Origin of the sequence: Paraburkholderia sp. C35 (assembly GCF_003121405.1) — a bacterium.
Taxonomy (GTDB): Bacteria; Pseudomonadota; Gammaproteobacteria; order Burkholderiales; family Burkholderiaceae; genus Paraburkholderia.
In genome coordinates, this window is record NZ_QBUY01000004.1 from 106,125 (window position 1) to 130,922 (window position 24,798).

General features: G+C 62.3%; 22 protein-coding genes. 8 read left to right on the forward strand and 14 right to left on the reverse strand.

The window, feature by feature from the left end; all coding sequences use genetic code 11:
- Positions 1-203 precede the first annotated feature (203 nt).
- Positions 204-695, forward strand: coding sequence for a hypothetical protein (locus tag DK391_RS04050; RefSeq protein WP_109476705.1), 492 nt, complete (start codon positions 204-206; stop codon positions 693-695).
- Between the two features lie 87 nt (positions 696-782).
- On the opposite strand, the gene DK391_RS04055 is transcribed toward DK391_RS04050, so the two are convergent.
- Both DK391_RS04055 and DK391_RS04060 read right to left on the reverse strand, forming a co-directional pair.
- Positions 783-2,378 carry a DHA2 family efflux MFS transporter permease subunit gene (locus DK391_RS04055; protein WP_109476706.1) on the reverse strand — a complete coding sequence of 532 codons (1,596 nt, stop codon included), beginning with the start codon at positions 2,376-2,378 and terminating at the stop codon, positions 783-785.
- A gap of 138 nt (positions 2,379-2,516) precedes the next feature.
- Positions 2,517-3,053, reverse strand: a complete 537-nt coding sequence (locus tag DK391_RS04060; protein WP_109476707.1) for a MarR family transcriptional regulator — start codon at positions 3,051-3,053, stop codon at positions 2,517-2,519.
- 272 nt (positions 3,054-3,325) lie between these two features.
- On the opposite strand from DK391_RS04060, the gene DK391_RS04065 reads away from it, so the two are divergent.
- Together DK391_RS04065 and DK391_RS04070 are read left to right on the forward strand one after the other, a co-directional pair.
- Positions 3,326-3,688, forward strand: coding sequence for a hypothetical protein (locus DK391_RS04065; RefSeq protein ID WP_109476708.1), 363 nt, complete (start codon positions 3,326-3,328; stop codon positions 3,686-3,688).
- A 286-nt stretch (positions 3,689-3,974) separates the two neighbouring features.
- A complete protein-coding gene (locus DK391_RS04070) occupies positions 3,975-5,564 on the forward strand; it encodes an efflux transporter outer membrane subunit (protein ID WP_109476709.1) in 1,590 nt (529 codons plus the stop codon).
- Positions 5,565-5,678: 114 nt separating this feature from the next.
- Here DK391_RS04070 and DK391_RS04075 read toward each other — a convergent pair whose 3' ends face one another.
- The 8 genes from DK391_RS04075 to gspG are packed head-to-tail and all read right to left on the reverse strand — an operon-like array spanning position 5,679 to position 11,649.
- Positions 5,679-6,458, reverse strand: coding sequence for a type II secretion system protein N (locus tag DK391_RS04075; protein ID WP_109476710.1), 780 nt, complete (start codon positions 6,456-6,458; stop codon positions 5,679-5,681).
- 22 nt (positions 6,459-6,480) lie between these two features.
- Positions 6,481-6,984 (reverse strand): type II secretion system protein M, encoded by a 504-nt coding sequence (locus DK391_RS04080; RefSeq protein WP_109476711.1) that lies wholly within the window; start codon positions 6,982-6,984, stop codon positions 6,481-6,483.
- Positions 6,981-8,360 carry a type II secretion system protein GspL gene (gspL, locus tag DK391_RS04085; protein ID WP_109476712.1) on the reverse strand — a complete coding sequence of 460 codons (1,380 nt, stop codon included), beginning with the start codon at positions 8,358-8,360 and terminating at the stop codon, positions 6,981-6,983. The genes DK391_RS04080 and gspL overlap by 4 nt, the downstream gene beginning before the upstream one ends.
- 28 nt (positions 8,361-8,388) lie before the next feature.
- Positions 8,389-9,498 carry a type II secretion system minor pseudopilin GspK gene (gspK, locus tag DK391_RS04090; RefSeq protein ID WP_204117282.1) on the reverse strand — a complete coding sequence of 370 codons (1,110 nt, stop codon included), beginning with the start codon at positions 9,496-9,498 and terminating at the stop codon, positions 8,389-8,391.
- A 9-nt stretch (positions 9,499-9,507) separates the two neighbouring features.
- A complete protein-coding gene (locus DK391_RS04095; RefSeq protein ID WP_109476714.1) occupies positions 9,508-10,212 on the reverse strand; it encodes a prepilin-type N-terminal cleavage/methylation domain-containing protein in 705 nt (234 codons plus the stop codon).
- A complete protein-coding gene (gene gspI, locus DK391_RS04100; RefSeq protein ID WP_109476715.1) occupies positions 10,190-10,621 on the reverse strand; it encodes a type II secretion system minor pseudopilin GspI in 432 nt (143 codons plus the stop codon). The genes DK391_RS04095 and gspI overlap by 23 nt, the downstream gene beginning before the upstream one ends.
- Positions 10,621-11,118 carry a GspH/FimT family pseudopilin gene (locus DK391_RS04105; protein ID WP_109476716.1) on the reverse strand — a complete coding sequence of 166 codons (498 nt, stop codon included), beginning with the start codon at positions 11,116-11,118 and terminating at the stop codon, positions 10,621-10,623. The genes gspI and DK391_RS04105 overlap by 1 nt, the downstream gene beginning before the upstream one ends.
- A 54-nt stretch (positions 11,119-11,172) precedes the next feature.
- The gene (gene gspG / locus DK391_RS04110) at positions 11,173-11,649 is read right to left on the reverse strand and encodes a type II secretion system major pseudopilin GspG (protein WP_109476717.1); all 477 of its coding nucleotides are present in this window, start codon (positions 11,647-11,649) and stop codon (positions 11,173-11,175) included.
- 170 nt (positions 11,650-11,819) lie between these two features.
- Between gspG and DK391_RS04115 the strand changes: the two genes are divergently transcribed.
- Entirely contained in the window at positions 11,820-12,233 is a 414-nt protein-coding gene (locus DK391_RS04115; RefSeq protein ID WP_109476718.1) for a type II secretion system protein N, read from the forward strand.
- A gap of 88 nt (positions 12,234-12,321) precedes the next feature.
- On the opposite strand, the gene gspF is transcribed toward DK391_RS04115, so the two are convergent.
- Genes gspF through gspD form a run of 3 tightly spaced genes read right to left on the reverse strand, consistent with a single transcriptional unit; the run spans position 12,322 to position 17,358 of the window.
- Positions 12,322-13,539 carry a type II secretion system inner membrane protein GspF gene (gspF, locus tag DK391_RS04120; protein ID WP_109476719.1) on the reverse strand — a complete coding sequence of 406 codons (1,218 nt, stop codon included), beginning with the start codon at positions 13,537-13,539 and terminating at the stop codon, positions 12,322-12,324.
- Between the two features lie 4 nt (positions 13,540-13,543).
- The gene (gspE, locus tag DK391_RS04125; protein WP_109476720.1) at positions 13,544-15,061 is read right to left on the reverse strand and encodes a type II secretion system ATPase GspE; all 1,518 of its coding nucleotides are present in this window, start codon (positions 15,059-15,061) and stop codon (positions 13,544-13,546) included.
- Entirely contained in the window at positions 15,058-17,358 is a 2,301-nt protein-coding gene (gene gspD, locus DK391_RS04130; protein WP_109476721.1) for a type II secretion system secretin GspD, read from the reverse strand. The genes gspE and gspD overlap by 4 nt, the downstream gene beginning before the upstream one ends.
- 513 nt (positions 17,359-17,871) lie before the next feature.
- On the opposite strand from gspD, the gene DK391_RS04135 reads away from it, so the two are divergent.
- Positions 17,872-18,315 carry a lytic transglycosylase domain-containing protein gene (locus DK391_RS04135; protein WP_109476722.1) on the forward strand — a complete coding sequence of 148 codons (444 nt, stop codon included), beginning with the start codon at positions 17,872-17,874 and terminating at the stop codon, positions 18,313-18,315.
- A 189-nt stretch (positions 18,316-18,504) separates the two neighbouring features.
- The gene (locus DK391_RS04140; RefSeq protein WP_109476723.1) at positions 18,505-19,785 is read left to right on the forward strand and encodes a GTP-binding protein; all 1,281 of its coding nucleotides are present in this window, start codon (positions 18,505-18,507) and stop codon (positions 19,783-19,785) included.
- A gap of 108 nt (positions 19,786-19,893) precedes the next feature.
- Here the strand turns inward: DK391_RS04140 and DK391_RS04145 are convergent, their stop codons facing one another.
- A complete protein-coding gene (locus DK391_RS04145; RefSeq protein ID WP_007581741.1) occupies positions 19,894-20,172 on the reverse strand; it encodes an HU family DNA-binding protein in 279 nt (92 codons plus the stop codon).
- Between the two features lie 492 nt (positions 20,173-20,664).
- Between DK391_RS04145 and mnmC the strand changes: the two genes are divergently transcribed.
- Complete coding sequence (gene mnmC / locus DK391_RS04150; RefSeq protein WP_109476724.1) at positions 20,665-22,632, forward strand: bifunctional tRNA (5-methylaminomethyl-2-thiouridine)(34)-methyltransferase MnmD/FAD-dependent 5-carboxymethylaminomethyl-2-thiouridine(34) oxidoreductase MnmC; 1,968 nt, start codon at positions 20,665-20,667, stop codon at positions 22,630-22,632.
- Between the two features lie 902 nt (positions 22,633-23,534).
- Positions 23,535-24,737 carry a cation:proton antiporter gene (locus DK391_RS04155; RefSeq protein ID WP_109476725.1) on the forward strand — a complete coding sequence of 401 codons (1,203 nt, stop codon included), beginning with the start codon at positions 23,535-23,537 and terminating at the stop codon, positions 24,735-24,737.
- The last annotated feature ends 61 nt before the right edge of the window (positions 24,738-24,798 follow it).

Below are 24,798 nucleotides of genomic sequence, written 5' to 3' on the forward strand. Positions count from 1 at the left end.
TGAAGGGCAGCTTTGCGCTGCCCTTTTTTCATGCTGCATCGCCGGATGGGCGGGGCCGAAAATTGCTGCAGCAGAACTTGAGCTGCTCGGATGTCACCCCGACTTCATGCGCCGGGTATGAAACGCGTGGGTACGCTCGAGGTCCAACCCTGAAAAACGCAGCGCTTTGCCGCTCGAACATGCGCAAGCGAGGAGTCCGGGTCATGAACAAAGGTCTGATAGCCGCGCTTTGCGTCGCGCTCTCCGTCGTCGCCGCGAGCGGATGCTCGACGCAAGGGCAGGTCAATCCCGATGTGATGCAGATCGCCACCGCGCCGCTGACCTGCACCAGCAAGAGCCAATGCGATGCATGGTGGCAACGCGCGCGCACGTGGGTTTCTACGCACTCACGCTATGACGTTGCTGCATCGACAGATACGCTAATTCAGACGGCGGGTCCGGATGGCGGCAAGCGCGATCTCTCATTCGAAATCACCCAAACGCCGAACAACGACGGTACGTCGACGATCGGCTTCGCTGCGCATTGCGACAGTTCATTGGGATGCAAGCCGAACCCGTGGGAAGCAGGCGCAGACTTCAAGCAATTCGTGCGCGGCAACGGAGCGAATCCGGCAATGCCTTCGTCGTCTACTCAATCGACAGGCGCGAGTGGTCAATCAGTGTCATCGCCAACGGGTGAACCCACCTCTCAATAAGACGAAGCAGGGAACGGCAACATTCGTTCGAGACTTCTCGATTGGGGTGACGGCTGTGCATCGCCGGTGGACACGAACGCGACGGTATCAATGTCCCATCGACGCCGCCGCGCCTTTTCTGGGCTTCGTAATCCATACGAGGCACGCCAGCACCACGAAGCCCGCGCACGAAATGCGGAAGAAATCGTTGGTCGCCATCATGTAGCCCTGTTGCGTGACGATTTCGTTCAGTTGCGCAGTCACCGCCTGTCCCTTGAGTCCCAGCGACGTCAGCAGATCGCTATAAGAGTTCGTGTTCGCCGAGTAGGCATTCACCGATTCGGATAGCACTGCGTGATGATAGATCGCGTCGTTTTCCCAATAGGTCGTGCTGATTGCCGTGCCGATTGCGCCCGACAGCGTGCGCAGAAAATTCGACAGGCCGGATGCGCTCGCCAGTCGCTCATCGGAAATGCTGGACAGCGTGATGGTCGTCATCGGCACGAAAAAACAGGCAACGCCAATCCCCTGCACGAGACGCGGCAGGATCACGTGATTGAACGGCACGTCGAGCGTGAACGTCGAGTTCCACAACGACACCAGCGCAAACACGACGAATGCAAAGCTCGCAACGATGCGCAGATTGAGCCGGTGCATGTTGCGCCCGATCATCGGCGAAAGCACGAGCGCAAGCAGTCCGACGGGCGCCGTCGCGAGGCCGGCTTTACCCGCCGTGTAGCCCATCACGGTCTGCAGCCACAGCGGAAAGATCACCACCGAACCAAAGAAGGCCATAAAGCCAAACGAGATGATCAGCGCGCCCATCGCGAAATTGCGGTCCTTGAATAGCGACAGGTCGACGATGGGTTCCTTCTCCGTCGTCTCCCACACGATCATGAACGCCAGCGACGTTACCGCGATGATCGCGAGCGCGACGATGAAGGTCGAACTGAACCAGTCGCGATCCTTGCCGAGATCCAGCATCATCTGCAGGCACGACACGCCGATCACCAGAAGCCCAAGACCGATTCCATCGATACGCTGCTTCGTCGTCTGCGTCTCGCGGCCGCGCAGCAGAAAGTACGCGCACGCCGCCGAAAACAGGCCGATAGGCAGATTGATGTAGAAGATCCACGGCCAGGTGTAGTTGTCAGTGATCCAGCCGCCCATCACGGGACCGAAGATCGGCGCGACGATCACCGTCATCGCCCATAAGCCGAGGGCTAGCCCGCGCTTTTCGAGCGGATAGGAACGCATGAGAATCGTCTGCGAAAGCGGCACCATCGGGCCGGATACCAGGCCTTGAAGCAGACGGAATCCGATCAGCGACTCGAAGTTATGCGCGAATCCACATGCTGCCGACGCAATCGTGAAAAGCAGCACCGACAGCGTGAACAGGCGCACCTCGCCGACCCGCCGCGCGAGCCAGCCTGTCAAAGGCACAGCAATTGCCGATGCCACCGAATACGACGAGATCACCCAGGTGCCCTCGCTGGTCGAGACACCGAGACTGCCCGAAATGGTCGGCACGGCGACATTGGCGATCGACGTATCGAGCACTTCCATGAACGTGCCGAGCGCGAGTCCGACCGTCAGCAGCGCGAGCCTGCCGCCTGTGAATGGCGCAGGAGCGGCGGGGCGCTCAGATGCAGGCTGGTCGGCCGGAGTCGCATCCGAAGCGGGAAGGGAAGCCGAAGCGCTCATAAGTCCGTCTCCTGATCACCTGCAAAAACTTGCCGTGACATGAATATGCTCAACTACGAGATATGCACTTTCATGTCCTGACACTCTCTGCCCAGACAGATAAATAGTTGGAAAAATGCCGTCCGAAAGACCGGCTTTCTAGTAAGCGTCTTCCGATGAAGCCGTGCCGCTCACGTCCTGTTCAGATGCATCCGTAGCCGCGCATCCACCCGCATTGCTGCCGCCATCGATACCGTTCGCGATAAATCGGCTCAACAGGTCGATCAACGTCGCCAGATCCGCCGATGAAAACCCACGCAGTTGCTCGTTGAGCACATCTGCGCCGATCTCCGGCAACTGCGACGCGGCATTCTGGCCTTGTGCAGTCAGTTCCAGTTTCACGATGCGCCGATCCTTGTCACTGCGCGACCGGGCGATCAGTCCTTTCTTTTCAAGCCGATCGAGCATTCGCGTCATCGAACCGCTGTCATAGGACATCGCGCGCGACAGTTCGAACGGTGTCGTCGCGCGGCCACATGAAAGCAGCAAAATCACACCGATCTGCTGCGTGGTCAGCCCGAGATGCTCGACCGCGCGATCCGTGCGCTCGACCAGCACGTTGCGCGCTTTCGTCAGGTAATAGCCAAGGCTCGACTCAAGATGAATCGAATCCGGCTGATAAGGACCGTCCGTCATAGATGCTCTTCTGGGAACTGTCGCAGCGTGACAGGTGCGAATCTCGCGGATTCTATCTGCCTAAGCAGCGAAGTCAATCGCTACTACTGCCTGGATAAGGACCACGCCAAAAAACAACACAAGACCATGTTGCGATGCACAGTATCTTGAAAATTGATTGCATGGTCAATATTATGTCAGTCAACGAGTTACGCGACCCGCGTCAATCGAGACACATGTTCTGACCGCACTTGCGTGCGCCTTCTTTTGCCGGCGCACAGAGGATTCCCGCGATGCTGTACCTGAAAAACACCCTTGGCGGCTGGAGCCGCTCATTAACCGATTCTGCGCTGCAAACATTTCAAGGAGCCAACCGCTGGTGGAAAGTGGCTCTGTATGCGGTGATCTTCGTCCTGCCGGGCGGATCGATCGGGGTGCTTCTCTTCGCGTGGTTCGAACATCGGCGCTCGCGCAGCGCCAGGGCGCGCGCCGTCAAGCCGGTCGCGCTGCTGGCGTCGCCGCTCAAGGCACGCTCCACCGGTAACCATCAGGCGATCGCACCGGCCAGTACGGTTTGCCAGACGCGTCCCGATGCGCCGGCATGCCGCGCCGCTGCTGGCAAACAGGCGCGGCAGACCAATGCTGAGCGCGCCTGAGCATCTGAACGCCATCTCCGCAAAAGAGCCGCCCAAAGGGCGGCTTTTTTGTTTTTATCGCGCTCATTCCGACCACGCGTAAATCGCGCCGTAACAGCGCGTAACCGTCACCTCACCGTCGGTAACACACATTGCGTGCAACCGGCATTACTCTTTCGATTTCATTGCGGCCGACGCGTAAGCTACCATTCGAGCCAGCGCGAAATCACGCCAGCCGCCGCGCGAGCGCCCGCTCGGCGAGTTGTCCGGCGCACGGCGCCATCCGAATCGACAGGAATTCATTTGCATGCAGTTTGATCGAACTTCGCGCGCACGCGCCGCAGTCGCGAACGTCACGGGGCAACGTGTTCTGAGCATCGGCGTATGCGCCGCGCTGGCTTTTGCGCTAGCTGGCTGCGCGGTCGGTCCCGACTACAAGCGGCCGTCCGTCGACATTCCCGCTTCGTACAAGGAAGCCGCCGAAGGCTGGAAAGTCGCGCAACCCGCCGACCAGCAGGATCGGGGCGCGTGGTGGTCCATCTATAACGATCCGCAGCTGAACGCGCTCGAAGACAAGCTCAACACGTCGAACCAGACCGTCGCGCAGTTCGCCGCCGCTTACCGGCAGGCGCGCGCGCTGGTCGGCGAGGCACGTGCGGCATACTTCCCGGTGATCAGCGCCGGCGCCAGCGGATCCCGCTCGCGCACGCCGAGCCGTAGCTTCAGCGGATCGGTCACGGGCGGAGGCGGCGGCACGACATCGTCGCTGAGCAGTTCGGGCACGATCAGCAACAGCTACAACCTGTCGCTCGACGCCACCTGGGAACCCGATCTCTGGGGCAAGGTGAGCCGCACTGTCGCGAGTCAGCAGGCCGGACAGCAAGCCGCCGCCGCCGATCTCGCGAACGCGCGCCTGTCCGCACAGGCGACGCTCGCGCAAACCTACTTCAACATCCGCTCGCTCGACGCGCAGCAAAAGCTGCTCGACGATACCGTGGCCGCCTACCAGCGCTCGCTCACGCTCACGCAGAACCGTTACGCGCAGGGCGTCGCGGCCCGCTCCGACGTGATCCAGGCGCAAACGCAGCTGCAATCGGCGCAAGCCGCCGCCATCGACAACGGCGTGGCGCGCGCGCAGAACGAGCACGCGATCGCCGTGCTGATCGGCGAGCCGGCTTCCACGTTCGCGCTGGCGCCCGCACCGCTCGACGCCGTGCCGCCCGCGATGCCCGGCCAGTTGCCGTCAGCACTGCTGGAGCGGCGCCCGGATATCGCGTCGGCAGAGCGCAAGGCGGCGGCAGCGAACGAGCAGATCGGCGTCGCCATTTCGGCGTTTTTCCCGACCCTGACACTGTCTGCGAGCGGTGGCTTCGAAAGCTCGGTGTTCTCGCAATTGCTGCAGATGCCGTCGCGTTTCTGGACACTCGGCCCGTCGCTCGCAGAAACCATTTTCGACGCCGGTTTGCGCAAGGCACAGACGGACGCCGCGCGCGCCGCTTACGATCAGGACGTCGCCACGTACCGGCAGACGGTGCTGACCGCGTTCCAGGACGTCGAGGATAACCTCGCGTCGTTGCGCATTCTCGAGCAGGAAATCACGGTGCAGCAGCAGGCCGTCCAGTCTGCACAACAAGCGCTCGATATCGTCACGAACCAGTACAAATCCGGCACCGTCGATTATCTGAACGTGCTTACCGCGCAGACCACGGCGTTCACCGCCGAGCAGAAACTGGCGAGCATCGCGGGTCAACGCATGGTCTCGTCGGTCGGTCTGGTGAAGGCGCTGGGCGGCGGCTGGGATACCGCGCAGATGAACAACGAAACGGGCGATGTCGCGGCGCCCGTACCTGCCTCGGCACCAGCGCCCGTGGCGAAAACATCGGCGGCGGCTGGCTGAGCGCTTGTCGGGCATCACTCGCCGCTCACTGCACGCGAAGCACAACGCAAACGGCCGCCATGTGAAAACATGGCGGCCGTCTTGTTTTTACGCGTAGAAATGCGCGAGCGACGTTCAGTGCACGAAGCTCAGCGCAACCTGTCCGGGTCCCACCGGCCGTCCAAGCAGATTCAGCAGCCCGGCGAGATTGTCGGCGGCATCGGGCGTCGTGCTCGCGGTGCCCATGAACGACGTCGACGCCTCGCTGAGCGTGCCGTGACCGTTCAGCAGCAACGGTCCTTTGGTCGTCGAAAGATCGAGCGTGCCCGAACCGCCTTGCGCCTGAAACACCACGCGATACGACCCAAGCGGCTTCACACGCGACACACGCGAACTCATGTCGTTTAGCGTCACGATCAACTGTCCGAATGCCTGGCGGTTGAAACTGCGCCAGTCGGTCCACGTGAGCCGCACGTCGCCCTGCAGATCGAGTGTGTTGAACGGCGCGCCCAGCCCCGCGAGCAACGACGCAGGCACCGCAATCGTGCCACCCGACAGCGTCGCGCTGCGCAAGGTCGCATCGACGTTGACGGGGTCGGGCATCGCTTCGCTCTGCCGCATCTGCATCAGCACGCGGCCCGTGAAAAGCGGCCAGAACGAGGTGCGCCATTCGATACGGCCAGGCAGCAGCGTCGCGCTCTCCGCGCCGGGTCCGGCGGCCAGCATCAACGAAGCCGAACCATGCCACAGCGAACCCGACGGATCGACCAGATTGACGTGCCCCTGCGTGGCCTTCGAGAACTGCGGCGTCACCCACGCGGCGGGCGCCATCACGAGCAGCACGACGATATTCGCGACCAGCGCGACGGCGATCCAGGGCAGCGCGGCGCGCAAGCGCCGCATCCAGAAACTCATGCGTAATCCCGTGGCAGCGCCGTCATTTGATCGAAGACGGCTGCAGCGATGCCGTCAGATCGACCTGTCCGTCCTGCTTCAGGCCGGTCACGTGCGCCTCGGACACCTGCACCTTGAACTGCTTGCGTGCATCGTCGAGCCACTCCGTCCAGGCGGGGAACGACGCGTTCTTCAACTGGATCTGCACGGCATTGCCAAGCACCTGGACCTGCACCGGCACGAGGCCGTGATCGTTCAGCGACGCCGTCAGCGCGTCCTTCAATGCGCCGCCAGTCGGCGCAACGCCTTGCGCTGCTGCCGACAGCGCACGCGCCTCGTTCGCCTGCGCCGTCATCTGCGAAAGCTGGCGCTGCAGGCCCGGAATCGACTCACGCAAGCGCGCGCGGCCTTCCTGCGCGGGCGCCCACAACATCGACCAGACGATGACCACCGCCAGCACCGCGCCGCCCCACGTAATCAGGCCTTTCTCGCGCGCCGTGCGCGCCTCCCAGAACCCCGCCCATGCGTTCAACAGTTCTGCTTTCATTGTCCGTTCCTGATCGTCCACTTGCCGGTGTTGCTGTCGATCGCGCCGTTCAGCCCGTTGCGCGTCAAACGCTGCTGGAAGTCCGGATCGACCTTGACCTCGGGCTTGAACGTCACCGAGAGGCGCCGGTCCTGATAATCGAGCGACGCGAGTCCGTTGACGGGAATCGGCCCGAGCGAACGCGCCAGTCCGTCTGCCAGCGAGAGGAAATCGTCCGGCGACAACTCACCCGCGGCGACGCGCAACTGCTGCAACTGACGCGCCATCTGATCGGGCGCGTCGAGCACGACCGTCGTCTTCGGGAAGGTGTTGAGCAGCAGCTCCGTCATCTGCGTGTTGAGCGCATCGCGCTGACGCGACAGCATCAACCACTGCACGTTCGCGCCGATGATCGCCACCAGCACCGTGCCCACCAGCAACCATAGCGGCAGACGCAGACGACGCAGCGTCGCGCGGTCGAGTCGCCACGGCTGCACAGCGAACTCGAACTGGGCAAGATCGAAGCGACATTGAATCGCGTTGCGCGCCAGCGTTTCGAACGACAGCGGCAGGGCGCCCGCAATCTGCGCGCCGCGCCCCGCTTGCGCAACCGATGCAAGGCGCGGCTCGTTGCCGGGCAGATCGACCAGCGTGTACAGCGTCACGGGCGCATGACCCGCGAGCGCGGCCACCGTCGCTCCAACAGTCGCTTCAGGCACGGCCAGCCCTTCACCGAGCGGCCCGCGTGAAAGCGCGAGTTCGACGCGGGGCGGGGCGGCATCGATGGCACCTTCGCCGAGCACGGCAGCCGTCGACGGCACGACGCGGCCCAACACGGCGGCGACCAGCGGTGTGACGTTGGCCACGGCGGGCGCTTCGCCCGGCGACGCCGCATCGGCGCCCGCAGCCACTGCCTCTTCCACGCGCACTTCGGTTGCTGCCGTTGCCGCCGCGACCGGCTGCGGCAGACAACGCGCGACAGGCACCGCCTTCACATTGCGATGTCCCGCCGCCGCGAACGTCTCCAGCACAAAACGGAACCAGCCGCGATCGACGACTGCAAGCACATGGCGATTGCCATCGAGCGCCTGCGGATCGAGCGCGATGTGCGTGGTCTGCGCATCCTGGATCAGTTGATCTTCGACCACATTCGGCAGCGCCTGACGCAAACGCGGACCTTTCAGCGGCGGCACCGTTGCCGCGAGCATCAGGCAATCGCGCGCGGCCAGCATCAGCACGGTCGAACTGGCGCGCGGCAACAGACCCACGGCCGAACGTCCGGCGCGCTGCGTGCGGCCCGATTTGTCGAGCAGCAGAAACGGCAGCTCCGGCAGTTGCCATTCCTGCGACGGCACCGCCGGATCACGCGGCGGCAGAAGAACGATCAGCGTGCTCAAAGGCCACTCTCTCGGGAAATTGCGTTGTTCATAGTTGGTCTCGTCCCCATACGATACGCGTCGTATGCGTCAGCGGGTCGCGATAGACGAGGCTCGTGCGATCGACTTCGGCGCGTTCATGCTCGACGCGCCCGTGAATCAGGAAGTAGCTGGTGTTCACGTCCATCTGGTTCGGATCGAACACGAGTTGCTGGACGCCCGCGCCGCGCAGCGCGTTCTGCACATCGCCGACATTGCGGAAGAACACGGTATCGCGCCGCGCGACGAACGCCTGCGCATTCGACAGGTTCATCCCCGGCACCATCGCCGCGACCACTTCGGCGGGCGCGGTGTTCATGTTGACGGGCGTGGCCGTGGGCAGCACGGTCACGAACGGGCGCAGCCGCGCCACCATCTCCGGCGTGAAACCGGGCACGTCGAGCAGCGAATCGACACCCGTCATCTGGAGCGGCGCGACGGGCGCGTTCTCGTCGGCGTCTTCCAGTCCGGGTTGATCCGTGTAATTGCCGCCGCCTACAGCGCCGCCTTGTACCTGCGTGGGATCGACGGGCGCGCCGTTGGTCGCCGTCTGAAAGCGCGTCGCCGATTGCCGCAGCCCCGCGCGCAATTGCAACGCCGTGTTCTTCGCCAGCGCGCCGTTAATGCCGAGCAGCTGCAACAGACGCTGGAACGCCTGCACTTCCGATATGTTCAACGTCAGCGCGCCAGGCACCGCCGTCGAGACGAGATTGCGCAGATTGAATTTGGCCTGCGCGTCTTCGATGGAACCCGAAATGTACGTAGCCGAGCCTTCCTCCGCGCGCACTTCGCCGATCTGCCCGAGAAAATCCGACAGCTTCGTGCGCGCGATCGGCACGCCCCAGACGCCGCCCAGATAAGTGATGCCCGCCGACGTATCGCCTTCGGACCGCAGAATCAGGCGCGTCCAGTCGAGCGCGCCGCGCGACACCCATTGCGCCTGCGCCAGCAGCCGCTGGTTTTCGATGCGCCGGATCTGCACCTGCTCGCGCCACAGCATGCCCGACACGAGAATCGCCGACAGCGCCACGACCAGCAGCGCGCTGATGATGGCAGCGCCGCGCTGAGTCGAGCGTGTCGGACGTGTCGACGGTTTCGGACGGGCAGGGCGCATGCGCATGACCAGAACTCACTCCCCAACGAGAAACACACGGGTGATGGGCCGCGCGAGCGAATTCGCGCCGATGCTCACCTCCAGCCCCGTCACCGACCTCGGCAGCGGCGCATTGCCGAGCTGAGGCACTTTCAGATTGTTGTCGTTCTCGGTGATTGCCGACTGCACGTCTTTCATCTGCGTCGTCCAGCCGACTTTCGGCACATACAGCCGCGCCGTGATCGCGCCAACGCCGCCCATCAATGGCACGCTGCTCCAGTTTTCGTTCTCGCCACCGCCGAGCGCGCGATGCACCTCGCCGATGTTCGCGAGCGGCGGCGAAGCGTAACGAATGATGCGTCCCTCGGTAATCCGATATCGCACCACGACCAGCCGCGGCGCCGTCCCAGGCGAGCGCATGTAACGCACGATCTGCAACGCATTGCCGTTCACCGCGACGGCGGGTTCGCCTGCTTCGTCGTCGGAGGCGGCGTTGCGCACGTCGATACGCATCTGATCGAAGAACTGCGCGAACACGCGCTCGTCTTCCATCGCGTTCGTGATCGTCTGGCGGCCACGGATGATCTGGTCGAGCCCTCGCCACGACAACACCGCGATCACGGCCAGAATCGCAATCGCGACCAGCAGTTCGATCAGCGTGAAGCCGCCCGCCGTCTTCCTGAAGAGCGGCGAACGGCGCACGCGCGGCACCTGGCCCTCAGAGCGACCGGTTCGTTTCATTCGCGATCACCGTCACCATCTGCGCGAGGTTGCCCGACCTGCCGGGCGACGTCACCGATACCTCGACGCGTCGAAACACCGGGTTCGGCGTTGCGCTCACGTTTTCCGTGCAAATCAGTTGCAGGTTGCCCTGCGAACAGTCGAAGCTTTGCGAACCGACATCGGGCCACGCATGCGCCAGATGCAATTGGGCGAGCGCGTTGTCCGCACTCCAGCCAGCCAGCAGCCGGCGATGCAGATCGGCTTCACCCGTCGCGAGACTGCCGACAGCACGTAGCGACGCCGCCAGCGCGACCGCGATGATCGTCAGCGCGACCAGCACTTCGATCATCGTAAAACCCTTGCTGCGCGCAAGCGGCGCGTTATCTGCTGCACCGCGCACGCGGCGAAACCTGAGCGCACGCTGCATCAGCGCACCTCGTAGCGGCCGTTGCCCGTGCCGATGATCGTCACGCGCCCGACTGCCGAAAAAAGCGTCACCTGCACGGGCGTATCGATGGCTTCCGTGCCGAATACGATGCGGTCCGAATGCGTATCCGAGCCCGGATAGTCGATTGCCACGCCCGTCACGCCGCCTTCCCAGCGACGCGGCCCGAGCAGATCGTCACGCAACGGACGCCAGCCGTCGTTCGTATGGATATCGAAACGAAAGCCGCCGTCGAGCGGCAGCCACGAAATAGGGCGCGCGCGCACCTGCGCTTCATCACCCGCCGATTCGAACAGCAGCGCCAGCCGCTGCGCTTCTTCGTTCAGATCGGTGCGCGGATTGCGCGTCAGCGACAACGAAGCCAGCGACACCAGCAGGCCGGCAATCACCAGCACGACCAGCATTTCCAGCAGCGTGAAGCCGCGCTGGCGCGCATGCGCCCGTCTGGCTTCAGGAAGAACGCTGTCGGAAAAGCGCATGGGGCCGGTGATGATCGATGTCGATCTGAAAAGCGTCAGAAGGATCAGCGCCGCTTACTGCCACGAGCCGACGTCGGCATCGTTGCCTTCGCCGCCCGCCTTGCCGTCCGCGCCATAACTGAATACGTCGATCTCGCCATGCACGCCTGGGTTCAGATACTGATACGCATTGCCCCACGGATCGTTCGGCAGACGCTCAAGATAACCGCCGTCCTTCCAGTTGTTCGGCACGGGGTCGGTACTCGGCTTTTCGATCAGCGCGCGCAGGCCTTGTTCCTGCGTCGGATAGCGGCCATTGTCGAGACGATAAAGCTTGAGCGACTGCATGATCGTGCCGATGTCCTGCTTCGCGGCCACGCGGCGCGCTTCGTCGGGGCGGCTCATGATCTTCGGCACGATCAACGCAGCCAGAATGCCGAGAATCGCAATCACGACCATGATTTCGATCAGCGTGAACCCGCGTTGACGGCGGGCGCGCAGGCCCGCGCGCATGCCTTCAACCTCGTTGCGGCGACTGGTCCACATTTGCATAGCTTGCTACCTCTTCTGGATAAGTTGTCGATCGATCGGACGTCACGCAATGCGTTGAGAATTCAGCACTCTGCACGTCCGGTCGGTCATTTTAATGTCATGCAGTTGAAGGCTTCCGAATTGCCGTTCCGTATGCCGCAAAATTCACAATAGTCCGTACAATTACACGCATGAACGCACTCCAGATCCGCCTGATTTCGCTCGCCGTTTTCGCCGTGTTCTGCGCGACCCTTACTTACTGGATCGTCACGCTCACGTCGCATCCAGGCGCTCCCGTTCCTGCCGCTGCCGTACGCGCGCCCGTTTCGACGGACCAGGCTGCCACGCTGTTCGGCGGTCAGCTCACGCGCACGGCCAATCAGGATATTCATCTGTTCGGCATCCTTGCCTTGAGCCACGGTGCGGCTGCCATCATCAGCACGGGCGGTGAACCGGCGCACGCCGTATCGCTCGGCAGCATGATCATGCAAGGCGCCAAACTGTCCGAAGTGCGGCCCCGTTCGATCATCATCGACCGCAACGGCTCCCACTCCGAAATCTTCCTTCCCGCCAACGCACCCGGTCCGACCATCTACGTGCGCTGATCTGATTCTGTGCCGCGTCGATGCAAGCAGAAAGCATCGGTGCGGCTTGCAATTCTTTCCTGCGTTTACCTCGCGATCGTTACCGACGTCACTGCACGAGGTTGTTCAACTCGATGATCGGCAGCATCACGGCCAGCACGATCACCAGCACCACGCCGCCCATCGCCAGAATCAGCAGCGGTTCCAGCAGACTCGTCAGGAACATCGTGCGCCGTTCCAGTTCGCGTGCTTCGCCATCGGCGGCACGGTCGAGCATGGTCGTCACGTCGCCCGTCGCTTCGCCTGAACGGATCAGATGCACTAGTACGGGCGGAAACGTCTTCGTATTGCCGAGCGCGCGCGATAGCGACGTGCCTTCGCGCACGCGCACGATGGCATCTTCGATATTGCCTCGCATCGCCTTGTTGCTGAGCGTTTCGCTGGCGGCCTGCAAGGCGCGCAAAATCGGCACGCCCGCCGCCGTCAGAATGCCGAGCGTGCTGGCAAAACGCACCGTGTTGTAGCCGCGCACGAGCTTGCCGATCAGCGGTGCGGTGAGCGTCCAGCGGTCGAATGCGAGACGCGGACCAGGCTGCGAAAGAATCCCGCGCACCACATACACGACGATCACCAGCGCGATCAGCACCGCCCACCACCAGTGACGCACGAAGCCGGACAACGCCATCATCATGATCGTGAGGATCGGCAGCTGCTGTTTCGTGCTTGCGAACACGTTGACGACCTGCGGCACCACGTAGCTCAACAGAAACGTGACGATGCCGAATGCGATGATCGTGACGATGGTGGGGTAGGTGAACGCCAGCACGATCTTCTGCTTGAGTGCGTTGCGCTGCTCGATGTAATCGGCGAGTCGCGACAGCACGAGACCGAGCTTGCCCGTGTGCTCGCCGGCGGCGACGAGCGCGCGATAGATCTCGGGGAAATCCTTCGGATGCTGCGACAGCGCGTTCGCCAGCGAATGGCCGCCCAGCACCTCCGCGCGGATCGCAGCCATCAGTTCGCGGATGTAATCGCGCTCCGATTGCTCGGTGAGCACCGACAGTGCTTCGTCGAGCGGCAAACCCGCGATCAGCAGACTCGCGAGCTGGCGCGTGAGAATCGCCTGTTCGCGCTGCGAGAGTTTGCGCCCCAGCGACAGACGCTGACTACGCTCGCCGCGCGTGCGCGTCGCGGCGGGTTCGACGACCAGCGGCGTGAGTCCTTGCGTGCGCAACTGCGTGCGTGCACCACGCGCGCTGTCGGCGTCGAGCACGCCTTTTTGCGCCTTGCCGGTGGCATCGATCGCTTCGAAACGGAATGCCGGCATGCCGTCAGACCCCGCCCGTCACGCGTATCACTTCTTCCAGCGACGTCATGCCAGACGCGAGCCAGCGGTCGCCGTCCTCGCGCAAGGTGCGCATGCCTTGCTGACGGCCGGCTTCGGCGATTTCAGCATCGGCGGCGTTGCGGTGGATCAGCGCGCGAATCGGTTCGTCGACATTGAGCAGTTCATACACGCCGCGTCGTCCCGCATAGCCCGAATGCCCGCACTTGTCGCAACCGACGGGATGCCACACCTTGCGGCCGCCTTCCTCTTCGCGCTCTTCCTTGCAAACGGGACACAGACGGCGCACGAGGCGCTGCGCCAGCACGCCGAGCAGCGATGACGCCAGCAGATACGGTTCGACGCCCATATCCGTCAGACGCGTCACGGCGGAAGCGGCGTCGTTGGTGTGCAGCGTGGCGAGCACGAGGTGGCCCGTCAGCGACGCCTGCACGGCAATCTGCGCCGTTTCCAGATCGCGGATTTCACCGATCATGATGATGTCGGGATCCTGCCGCAGAATGGAGCGCAGCGCGCGGGCGAAGGTCATGCCGATCCGCTCGTTGACCTGCGTCTGCCCGATGCCCGACAGATCGTATTCGATCGGGTCTTCGACGGTCATGATGTTCGTCGTGGCCGTTTCGAGCCGCGACATCGACGCATACAGCGTGGTCGTCTTGCCCGAACCCGTTGGGCCCGTGACGAGCACGATGCCGTGCGGACGCGAGATCAGTTTGTCGAACTGGCCGAGCGTGTCGGATGCCATGCCGAGCGCTTCGAGATTCAGGCGCTGTGCATCCTTTTCGAGCAGACGCAACACGGCACGTTCGCCGTGACCTGTCGGCAAGGTCGAGACGCGCACGTCGACGGGTCTTCCGCCGACACGCAGCGTAATGCGGCCGTCCTGCGGCAAACGCTTCTCGGCAATATCGAGCTGCGCCATGATCTTGATCCGCGAGATCAGCGCGCCGTGCAGCGCTTTCTTCGGCCGCACGACATCGCGCAGCGTGCCATCGACACGGAAACGCACCACCGATGCATTCTCGAACGGCTCGATATGAATATCCGATGCCTGTTCGCGCGCCGCTTGCGTAAGCAGCGCGTTGATCATACGGATGATCGGCGCGTCGTCTTCCGATTCCAGCAGGTCTTCCACTTCGGGAATGTCCTGCATCAGACGCGACAGATCGACTTCGCCTTCCACTTCGCCGACCACTTGCGCCGCGCTGCCGTCCTGGCGCGAATACGCCTGGTTGATCGCGTTCGAAAGCTCAGTCGCATCGAGCCGAACCACCGATACCGCGCCGAAATTGCGCGCGACTTCCGCGAGGGCAGCCTGCGTCGTGCGATCGCTGATCCAGACTTCGACGGAATCGGCATGCTGATGCGCGACGAGGATCTGGCCGCTCTTCGCAAAGCCATACGGCACGAGCCGTGCGGCGAGCGCGGAGGGCGGCTCGCGATGCGCAACGCCCGTCGCCGCTGCATCGAGCGGCGCACTGCCGGGCGCGTGGGGCGTGCTCACGGCTGGACTCCCGTGGTGCCCGTGCCGGGTTGCGCGGGAACCACCGTCTGCGGTTGAACTTGCGGCTGAGGCTGCACCTGTGGCTGCTGCGGCACACCCATAATCTGTTGACGCCGCATGTTGTCGAGATCGAACAGGTTCAACGCCGATCCGCCCTGGCTCGGGCCGGCCGGCATCGGCGGCACGACCGGGTCGTCCTTGTCCTTGATCAGGTTGTTATCGGACTTGTACGCACCCGTCACGCCCTGAATATAGTCGTAGCGGTTCGCCGTCACCGCTTGCGCCGTCTCACGGTCATTGATGATCACGGGGCGAAGGAACACCAGCAGATTGGTCTTTGAGCGAATCTTGCTTTCCGAGCGGAACAACTGGCCGATCCACGGGATGTCGCCGAGCAGCGGCACCTTGCTGTTGCTGGTCTGATAGTTGTCCTGCATCAGGCCGCCCAGCACGATGATCTCGCCGTTGTCGGCCAGCACCGTCGACTGGATCGAGCGCTTGGTGAACTCGGGGCCGGCAGGATTGCTCGTCACGTTGGTCGTACCCGGCACGATCGCTGAATCTTCCGTGTACAACTGCAGCTTCAGGATGCCGCCGTCGGTGATCTGCGGCTTGATATGCAGCGTCAGACCGACGTCGATGCGATCGAACGTGTTGAATGCCGAGCTCGTCGTGCTGCTCGTGAGATTCGAATACGAGCCCGTCTGGATCGGCACGTTCGTGCCGACGACGATCTTCGCTTCCTGGTTGTCCAGCGTGATGAGGTTAGGCGTAGACAACACGTTGGCGTCGTTGGACTGCGACAGTGCCTGCAGCAATGCGCCAAGTCCGCGCACGCCGAACACATTGCTCACGTAGCCGAGATTCAAGCCTTGCGAAAGGCCGGCCAGCGCACCTGCCGTACCGCCCGTGGCGGCCGCCGCCGTCAGATTGATGATGCTGTTGCCGGCGCTTCCGGCTGTCAGGTTGGTGCCCGCCAGCACGTTGCCATTGCCGATCTGCCACTGAATACCGAGGTTCGCGTTTGTGTTCGCGGTCAACTCGACGATCAGCGCTTCGATATAGACCTGCGGACGGCGTATGTCGAGTTGATCGATCACCGTGCGCAGGTTGCGATAGACGGGATCGGACGCGGTGATGATCAGCGAGTTCGTCGCTGCATCGGCCTGGATCATGCCGCCCGGCTGATTGTCGTCGTTGTTGCCGCCTTCTTTCTCGCCCAGGAAGTCCGAGCCGTTGTTGCCCTGGCCGCCGTAACCGCCGCCTGTTCCGCCGCCAAGCGGATTGCTGCCTAACGACGAGGACGACGATCCGCCCAACGAACCCGAAGGCAGCGGCGGGCTGCCCGAAGAACCTGTCGATGTCGGCGAGTTGTTCTGGTTGAACGAGTTAGCAGCATTGCTGCCGCCCGACGACCCCGAGTCATTGCCGCCGCCGCCCTTGCCGAGCATGCCGCGCAGCGTCTTCGCGAGACGCACGGCGTCGGCGTTGCGCAGTGCCACGACGTGCATGTTGCCGGGTTGGCCGGTTGCAGCATCGAGTTGCTTCGCGAGGTTTCTTGCAGCCGCCAGACGTCCGGCATTCGACGCACGCAGCAGCAGCGAATTGGTGCGCGGATCGGCCTGCACGGAAACCTTGAGCGTCGCGTCGGTATTGCCGATCGTGCCGGGGTCCAGCATCTTCGACATCTGTTGCGCGACGTCGATGGCGTTCGCGTTCTTCAGCGGCACGACCTGCACCTGCTGGCCCGCCGCCGTGTCGATACCCGCGATGATCTGCGCGATACGGCGCACGTTATCCGCGTAATCGGTCACGACGATGGTGTTGTTACCCGGATAGGCCGCCACTGTATTGTTCGGCGAAATCAGCGGACGCAGCACAGGCAACAGGTTGTTGGCCGATTCGTTCCTCAGCTGGAAGACCTGCGTGACCACCTGATCGCCGCGCGCCGCCGGTGCGTTGCCGACATAGGTCGGCACGCCTTGCAGCTTCGCATCGGCTTCGGGCACCACCTTCAGGACACCATGATCCTGAACAAGTGAAAAGCCCTGCATTCTCAGCGCGGACTGCAGTGTCTTGAGCGCCTGATCTTCCGGAACGGGGTTCTCGGAGACGAGGTTCAATTGCCCTTTCACACGCGGATCGACGATGATCGTTTTACCCGTCGCCGCGCCAATGGCTCGCGCCACCTGATCGATGTCGGCGTTGACGAAATTGAGCGTCACCTGGGCGTGGGCGATCTGCGTTGTGATCATGCCAGCGACCAGCAGCGCCGTCGCGACGCGACGCAATGCCATACGATTTCTTCTCATGGATGTGATTTCGAAGCCGACGTTGTGATCCGCCGACGGTCATGCACAGTGGACGACCGGCCGACACCCAGCCGTCCTCGGTCTGACAGGCGCTCCATGGCAGCCAGTGCCAAGAATGCCTTTCCTCCCTGTAACCGAAAACAACGAACAGTAACAGCTTTTCATGTCGGAAATGTCACAAAACAGCGCGGTCCCGTGCGTTTCCTCTAACGATTGCTGTCCGACGCTCGTCGAATTGCGTATTCTGTTAAGTTCTTGAAAGTTCTGCGCCCTGAGCTCGCACGCATTGATTGACGTCTTTGGCCGCAAGTTACTGGCTTATGTCGGTTGGCCAACTTTGAGGCGTCATGTCCTGCCGGTATCATACGGGCGGATCGAGCTTCCGCGTATTGTCAAAATAGCGGGTTTTCCCGAGTGCAGGCCCACCCGAATTTGGGTTCCGGGTCTTCTTTACCGTTCCATTGCTTAGGAATCGAACATAGTTCGTCATCTTGACCGATGAATCCGATTGCCGTCACTGTCGCCGCTGGACTTGCCGCGCTGCTGAGCGCCGGGTCCGCACGCGCCGACTGCTTCGACGAGGCGGCTAATTATCAGAAGGTCAATCCCCTTATCCTGCGCGCCATTGCCTGGCAGGAATCGCATAACCGTCCCACCGCCGTGCACAAGAACGCCAACGGTTCGACCGATTACGGCGTCATGCAGATCAACTCCGTGCATCTGCCCGTGCTGGCGCAATACGGCATCTCGCAAGGCACGCTGATGGAACCGTGCAAGAACGTGTACATCGCCGCGTGGCATCTGCGCCAGAAGATGAATAAGTACGGCAACACATGGGCGGCCGTTGGTGCCTATCACTCGGAAACGCCGACGCTGCGCGACGAATATGCGCGTCAGATCGTTGCCATTCTCCGCAAGTGGAATCTGATGCCTGCGCGGTAATTGCCTGGTTTTGCCCGATAGTTGGGCAACGCAGTCGTTGAATCCACATCACTGCCGCGCCACTGAGCGGCGTCTCCTTGCTCCAGTTGATGCACAATGCGGCTTCGTGCTGCTGCCGGTTCGCGCACGCGTTTATTCGAACGTCCGCCCGGCACATGCGTTTTTCACCTTCAAGTTTTCTGAACCGCGATGAACCAGCCGCTTTTGCCCGTCACCGTGATCTCCGGTTTTGTGGGCGCTGGCAAGACCACGCTCGTCGATCAGATTCTGTCGAACCGGCTAAGCCCGCGTATCGCTGTGATCGTCACCGATCTCAGTGCTGTGCGGCTCGATGTCGATAATGCGGCGCCCGCATCTTCAACGGCTGCGCAGATCGATTTGCCGAATGGCTGTCTGTGCGTGCAGGCAGATGACGATCTGCTCGAACAGATCGCCGAACTGGCATCGGCTGGCCGCTTCGATGCCATCGTCGTCGAGGCAGCCGCCACCGACGAACCGATTAACATCGCCGAATCGATCCTCGAAGACGAATCGCTTGCGACGCTGGTACGCGTCGATACCGCGCTCACCGTCATCGATGCGGCAGGCTTCCTGCGCGATTTCGCATCGACGGATTCCTTGTCCGAGCGCGACATCGCAGCCTATGAAGACGACGATCGCAACGTCGTCGAAGTGCTGATCGAGCAGGTCGAGTTCTGCGATGTGTTCGTCATCAACAAGGCTGATCTTGTTTCCGCCGACGATCTTGTTCATCTGCAGACGGTGCTCGCGGCGCTCAATCCGCGCGCGGCGCAAATCGTCAGCAGTTACGGCAACGCGCCCGTCGAGGAAGTGGTCGGCACGGCGCGTTTCGATTACGACCTGACGTCGAACGCGGCTGGCTGGCTTGCGCTGCTGCACGACGCTTCGAGCCATGAGCATGCGGGCAGCGGGCAAGGCGTCGGCCATGTGGTGTATCGCGCGCGGCGGCCGTTTCATCCCGAGCGTCTATGGGCGCTGCTGCACGAAGAGTGGAAGGGCGTGTTGCGCGGCAAGGGCTTCTTCTGGCTGGCGACGCGCAACGAGATCGGCGGTTCGTTGTCGCAGGCGGGAGGCGCATGCCGGCCAGCGCCCGCAGGCACATGGTGGGCCGCGCAGGATCGCAGCGAATGGCCCGAAGGCGATGAAGAACTGCTGGAAGAGATCGCTGCGGACTGGTACGGCGATGCCGACGACTTCACGATCGGTGATCGCCGGCAGGAGCTGGTGCTGATCGGTATCGGTCTCGATCCCGCGCATTGGCGCGCGAAGTTCAATGCATGTCTTCTGACCGACGATGAATATGCATCGGGTGCGCAAGGCTGGCTCGAACTGGCCGATCCGTTTCCTGCATGGGATCTCGAAGACGATGACCATAATCACGATCATGACCACGATCACGGCCATCATCATCATCACGACGATGACGGACATCATCATCACCATCATTGAACATGATGGCTGCATGAGGCGAGTGACATACGGACTGACACTCGCCACAGAAAACGCAGACGAAAAAAAACCCGCCTATGGCGGGTGTCAACAACTCAGCGCTGATGCTTAGCGCTTGTTGACTGCGTCCTTGAACGCCTTGCCAGCCGTGAACTTGACGGTCTTTGCGGCCGGAATCTTGATGGTTTCGCCCGTCTTCGGGTTGCGGCCCGTACGTGCTGCGCGCTTGCCCGAACCGAAGCTGCCGAAGCCGATCAACTGGACTGCATCACCCTTCGCCACAGCCTTCTTGATAACTTCAAGCAGCGTGTCCAGCGTTTCGCCGGTTTGAGCCTTGCTGGCGCCCGTCTGACCTGCGACGGCGTCGATCAGTTCCTGTTTGTTCATTAAGGTTCCTTTCTGGTTTAGGTTGACACGAACAGCGCGAACGCGCCGATTATACGTGCGCGCGCCGCGCCGTCGAGCAGCGACGGCTCGGGAATACCCCCGACTCCCGCGGCGCGCCAGGCACCGCGCAATGCACCGTGCTGCCGCTTCCCTCGCGGCGCTTGCTATCATAGCGCAGCGCAAACCCAATCTGGATAAGGGTTTCGAAGAATTACACGCTGCAACGCCTGATACAGCATGGAAAACAGCATTTTTGTCATGCAGGGCATCGAATAGATGCTATCCGAGTCGCGCAAAGCCCCGTCAACGTTGGTTTTTGCCAACGTTCAGGACCGCCAGGACAGGCTGCAGAGGCCGTCTGGACGGGCTGCAGCGGGTGTCGGCAGGGCGAAGCGGGTGTGAATTCGCTGCCATCGGTTGCCTGGTCGTTGCCTCAGTCAGCGTATGGTCGCCGCCGTCCGGCTCTCTTCCTTGCACAGCATTTCATCGCGCATGACCGACCCGCTCGTTCCCGCCATCCTTGCGTTCCGCGATAACGGCACGCCTTATTCGCCGCGTCATGAGGACATCTATCACAGTGCAGTCGGCGCACTCGCACAGGCGGAATATGTCTTTCTGAAGGGTAACGAGCTGCCTTCGCGCTGGCAGAAGCGGCGCGTATTCACCGTGCTGGAGACGGGTTTCGGCATGGGTATCAACTTCCTCATGACCTGGGCAGCATGGCGCGCGGATCCGGATCGTTGCGAGCGGCTGCACTTCGTATCGACGGAAAAACATCCGTTCTCACGCGACGATCTGATCGTCGCGAGCGCGTCGGCCGTTGCGGACACATCGATCGCGCCGCTCGCCCAACAACTCGCCGACGCATGGCCAACACTCGTGCCGGGCACGCATCGGCTGGAGTTCGAGGCAGGGCGCGTGACACTCACGCTCGTATTCGGCGACGCAGCACAAACACTGCACTCGCTCTGGCTACGCGCCGACGCGTTCTATCTGGACGGCTTCACGCCGTCGAAAAACCCCGAACTGTGGACGCCTGCCATCTTCAAGGCACTCGCACGCATCGCTGGTGATGGCGCGACTTTCGCGACATACACGAGTGCCGGGGATGTGAAACGCGGCTTGCAGCAAGCAGGCTTCGAGTACAGAAAAATCGATGGCTTTGGATGGAAGCGCGCAATGCTGGTCGGCCGCTTTGCGCCGCGCTATCGCGTGCGGCGTCATGAACCGCCGCTTCCACTCGCTGTCGATGAACGGCATGCCATTGTGATCGGCACGGGACTGGCGGGATGCGCGGCAATCGAGCGTCTGACTGCACGCGGCTGGCGTGTCACGTCGCTTGAACGGCATGCCGGTGTGGCGCGCGATGCATCGGGAAACCCAGCCGGCGTGTTTCACCCGATGATGTCCCGCGACGATAGCGTCGGCTCGCGCATCACGCGCGCTGGCTTTCTTTATGCATTACAGCAGTGGTCCGCGCTCGAGCGGCGCGGATATCGTCCGTTGCGCGGCGCGGAAGGACTGCTGCAGATTGCCGCCGACGAACACGAAGCCACGGCGATGGCAAAGTCTTTCGCTGCATTCGCTTATCCGCAGGACTACGTGACACCTGTCACGCGCGACGAAGCCGAACACATCGCAAACCTGCGCGTTGCGCGCGGCGGCTGGTTCTTTCCGCATGGCGGCTGGATCGATCCTGCATCGCTATGTGCGGCGCAGTGCGAAGCGGCAGGCGGTCTGCTCCAACGCCGCTTCAATGTCGAAGCCACGAAGATCGAACGCCTTGAAAATCAGTGGATTGTGTTCGACGCACAAGGCGTTGCGATTGCCAGCGCGCCTGTCGTGATCTTCGCCAATGCGCATGAAGCGGCGCGCATCGCCGGGTTGCGCTACGCGCCGACCCGCAGCGTGCGCGGTCAACTGACACTGCTGCGCGACGGTCCTGAATACGCGCCGCTCGTCCCCGTAATCGGTGAAGGGTACGCAGTGCCGCTGCCCGATGGCATCACGCTGACGGGCGCCACTTATGACATCGATGATCCTGATGCTCATATCCGCGAAGACGGTCACGTCGAAAACATCGAGCGGCTCGCGCAGATGCTGCCCGACATGCGCGAAACACTCGACAGACAGATACCTGCATCGCTGACAGGACGCGTCGCGTTTCGCTGCGTCACGAGCGACCGTCTGCCGATGATCGGCGCATTCGCGGACGAAGCCGCCGCAATCCGCGATGCCGGCAGATTGGGCGGCGCATGGCCACTCGATCTTCCACGCACGCATGGCGTATACGGCGCGTTTGCCTTCGGATCTCGCGGATTGGTGTGGGCGTCGCTCGGAGCGGAACTGATCGCGTCGCAAATAGAAGGGGAGCCTTGGCCGATCGAGCGCGATCTCGCCGAAGCCCTCGACCCGGCGCGTTTTCTCTTGCGCGCGTTACGCCAGGGAACAGCCAGCTGACCACCAGCCTGTGGAAAAGTTATCCACGCCGGTCTGTGGATAACCGGGGAAATTGCAGGCGAAACTCGTGTGGAATCGATGTGGACGTAAACGGGGTAACTCGACAGACGTTAACGCGAGGCCAAAAGTTATCCTTCGATGCCCATCGGACGCGCACATCAAGTGCATCCGGTTATGCGTTCGGCAAAGTGCTGATTCGATTCGGTAAACCGTAGTTATCCACAGAAAAGCGCGATGCTTGTTAACTTCTACTACGTATACATACGGTAAACCTATAGATGAAAAGCCCGGGGTCGAGCGAAGCGCGGCAGTCCCGTGTTTTCGTCTGATAACAGGAGCCATGCGGCATGGTGACGACCTGCTGCATTTCTTCGCTGTTCCTCGTTCACAACAGGAACGCGAGCGCACGGCAAGACTCAAACGCAAGCACCCTCAAACAAGCGCAACGCCACGGTCCAGGCGCTACAAAAACACCTGTCGTAAGGCCATTTTTCTCGAAAGTCTGCGGGTTTGCCGGTCGCTTTTTCCTGATGTCATTAAGTTAGCGTACGTTTTACCGCTTTGAGCGCTTGTTCGACGCTTTTCCGTCAAGTGTAAAAAAGCTATGGCACAATCGCCGTTCTTCCGCGTCGTGTTTTGCCCCCGCAACCGACGCGCCAATGGAACGGTTGCCGGACCCACAGAATCTGATTCAAAAGTCGACGGCGCTCTTTTCACACACGTCGGGCTGCCCGTAGTCGCAGCATCGGCGTGGTCGTTTCAGTTTTTCACCCGATCGTTGACAACCGCAACGCCGGCCGACGCGAACCGATCGCGGCAACGGACGCGGCGCGCGCCTTGCGTGCCGATGGCGTCTGTCCGTTCGCGTTGCCCGCCGTTGCTGCAAAGGAGAAGCCACCACGATGAAGTCGGCGTTTTCATTTTTTCCAGCCTGGCCGCTCACGCCCGATGCGATCTTCTGGGCAGGCCTTGCGCTGCTCGCCGCAGGTCTCGTTGGCGAGCTGTGCTATCGCGCGTGGCATCTGCCGCGCATTACCGGCTATGCGGTGATCGGACTGATCGCAGGCGCGGCAGGATCGGGCGTGATCGATGCGGAATCCGCCAGTGCTGCGCGGCCGCTCCTCGATGTCGCGCTCGGCCTGCTGCTGTTCGAGCTTGGGAGCCGGCTGGATCTGCGCTGGATTCGCCGCAATACGTGGCTCATCGTGTCGAGCCTCGCGGAATCGACGCTCACCTTCGTGCTGGTGCTGCTGGTATTGCTGTTCCTGAAGGTTTCGACGGTGACGGCGCTCGTGCTTGCCGCTATCGCCATGGCGACGTCGCCGGCGATGGTGATCCAGCTGAAAACCGAGTTGCGCGCAGAAGGACAGGTCACGCAGCGTCTGATGACCTTGACGGCGCTCAACAGCATGTACGCGGTGGTGATCGAAAAGCTCGCGTCGGGCTGGCTGCATCAGGAAGCCTACGGCAACCTGCTCGCGACCATCGTCCAGCCGCTCTATCTGCTGGTTGGCTCGCTGATTCTCGCGTATCTGCTCGCCCGCACCATCACGTTCTTTTACAAGCGCGTGAACCTGCAGGATGAGCATTCGTTCGTCGCGCTGTTCGGTCTCGTGCTGCTCGCGATTGCGATTGCGCACATCTTCAAGCTGTCGACCATTCTCAGCCTGCTCGCTGCCGGCATCATCGTGAAGAATCTGGAGGCGCGTCCGCAATTGTGGCCGGAGCATTTCGGTACGGCGGGCTGGCTACTCACGGTGATCCTGTTCGTGCTCACGTTGACCACCTTCGAATGGCGCGATGTCGCGATGGGCGGCGTCGCCGCGATTGGCCTGATCGTTGCGCGGCTGGTCGCCAAGCTGATCGGCGTGCTGGCGTTTGCGAAGCCAAGCGGGTTGAATATGAAGCAGGGCATGGCGCTCGGTTTGTCGCTGTCGCCGATGTCCGCGCTTGCGTATCTGCTCGTCGACGACACGTACGAGCTTTATCCGAATTCCGACCCGATGTTGCGCGCGGTGATCATGTGCTCGATCGTCGTGCTGCAGCTGGTCGGGCCGTGGCTGGTCTATCGCTCGCTCGCGCTGGTGGGCGAACGCCGCGAGTGAATCCGGGCGAGGCCATTGGGCACAGCAAGCGGACACAATTTGCCGACGCAACGTTTTTCCA

Excerpts from the sequence above, each read along its gene's own strand:
- DK391_RS04050 (WP_109476705.1), top strand. The coding sequence starts at position 204 with ATGAACAAAGGTCTGATAGCCGCGCTTTGCGTCGCGCTCTCCGTCGTC.
- DK391_RS04055 (WP_109476706.1), bottom strand. The coding sequence starts at position 2,378 with ATGAGCGCTTCGGCTTCCCTTCCCGCTTCGGATGCGACTCCGGCCGAC.
- DK391_RS04060 (WP_109476707.1), bottom strand. The coding sequence starts at position 3,053 with ATGACGGACGGTCCTTATCAGCCGGATTCGATTCATCTTGAGTCGAGC.
- DK391_RS04065 (WP_109476708.1), top strand. The coding sequence starts at position 3,326 with ATGCTGTACCTGAAAAACACCCTTGGCGGCTGGAGCCGCTCATTAACC.
- DK391_RS04070 (WP_109476709.1), top strand. The coding sequence starts at position 3,975 with ATGCAGTTTGATCGAACTTCGCGCGCACGCGCCGCAGTCGCGAACGTC.
- DK391_RS04075 (WP_109476710.1), bottom strand. The coding sequence starts at position 6,458 with ATGAGTTTCTGGATGCGGCGCTTGCGCGCCGCGCTGCCCTGGATCGCC.
- DK391_RS04080 (WP_109476711.1), bottom strand. The coding sequence starts at position 6,984 with ATGAAAGCAGAACTGTTGAACGCATGGGCGGGGTTCTGGGAGGCGCGC.
- gspK (WP_204117282.1), bottom strand. The coding sequence starts at position 9,498 with ATGCGCATGCGCCCTGCCCGTCCGAAACCGTCGACACGTCCGACACGC.
- DK391_RS04095 (WP_109476714.1), bottom strand. The coding sequence starts at position 10,212 with ATGAAACGAACCGGTCGCTCTGAGGGCCAGGTGCCGCGCGTGCGCCGT.
- gspI (WP_109476715.1), bottom strand. The coding sequence starts at position 10,621 with ATGCAGCGTGCGCTCAGGTTTCGCCGCGTGCGCGGTGCAGCAGATAAC.
- DK391_RS04105 (WP_109476716.1), bottom strand. The coding sequence starts at position 11,118 with ATGCGCTTTTCCGACAGCGTTCTTCCTGAAGCCAGACGGGCGCATGCG.
- gspG (WP_109476717.1), bottom strand. The coding sequence starts at position 11,649 with ATGCAAATGTGGACCAGTCGCCGCAACGAGGTTGAAGGCATGCGCGCG.
- DK391_RS04115 (WP_109476718.1), top strand. The coding sequence starts at position 11,820 with ATGAACGCACTCCAGATCCGCCTGATTTCGCTCGCCGTTTTCGCCGTG.
- gspF (WP_109476719.1), bottom strand. The coding sequence starts at position 13,539 with ATGCCGGCATTCCGTTTCGAAGCGATCGATGCCACCGGCAAGGCGCAA.
- gspD (WP_109476721.1), bottom strand. The coding sequence starts at position 17,358 with ATGGCATTGCGTCGCGTCGCGACGGCGCTGCTGGTCGCTGGCATGATC.
- DK391_RS04135 (WP_109476722.1), top strand. The coding sequence starts at position 17,872 with ATGAATCCGATTGCCGTCACTGTCGCCGCTGGACTTGCCGCGCTGCTG.
- DK391_RS04140 (WP_109476723.1), top strand. The coding sequence starts at position 18,505 with ATGAACCAGCCGCTTTTGCCCGTCACCGTGATCTCCGGTTTTGTGGGC.
- DK391_RS04145 (WP_007581741.1), bottom strand. The coding sequence starts at position 20,172 with ATGAACAAACAGGAACTGATCGACGCCGTCGCAGGTCAGACGGGCGCC.
- mnmC (WP_109476724.1), top strand. The coding sequence starts at position 20,665 with ATGACCGACCCGCTCGTTCCCGCCATCCTTGCGTTCCGCGATAACGGC.
- DK391_RS04155 (WP_109476725.1), top strand. The coding sequence starts at position 23,535 with ATGAAGTCGGCGTTTTCATTTTTTCCAGCCTGGCCGCTCACGCCCGAT.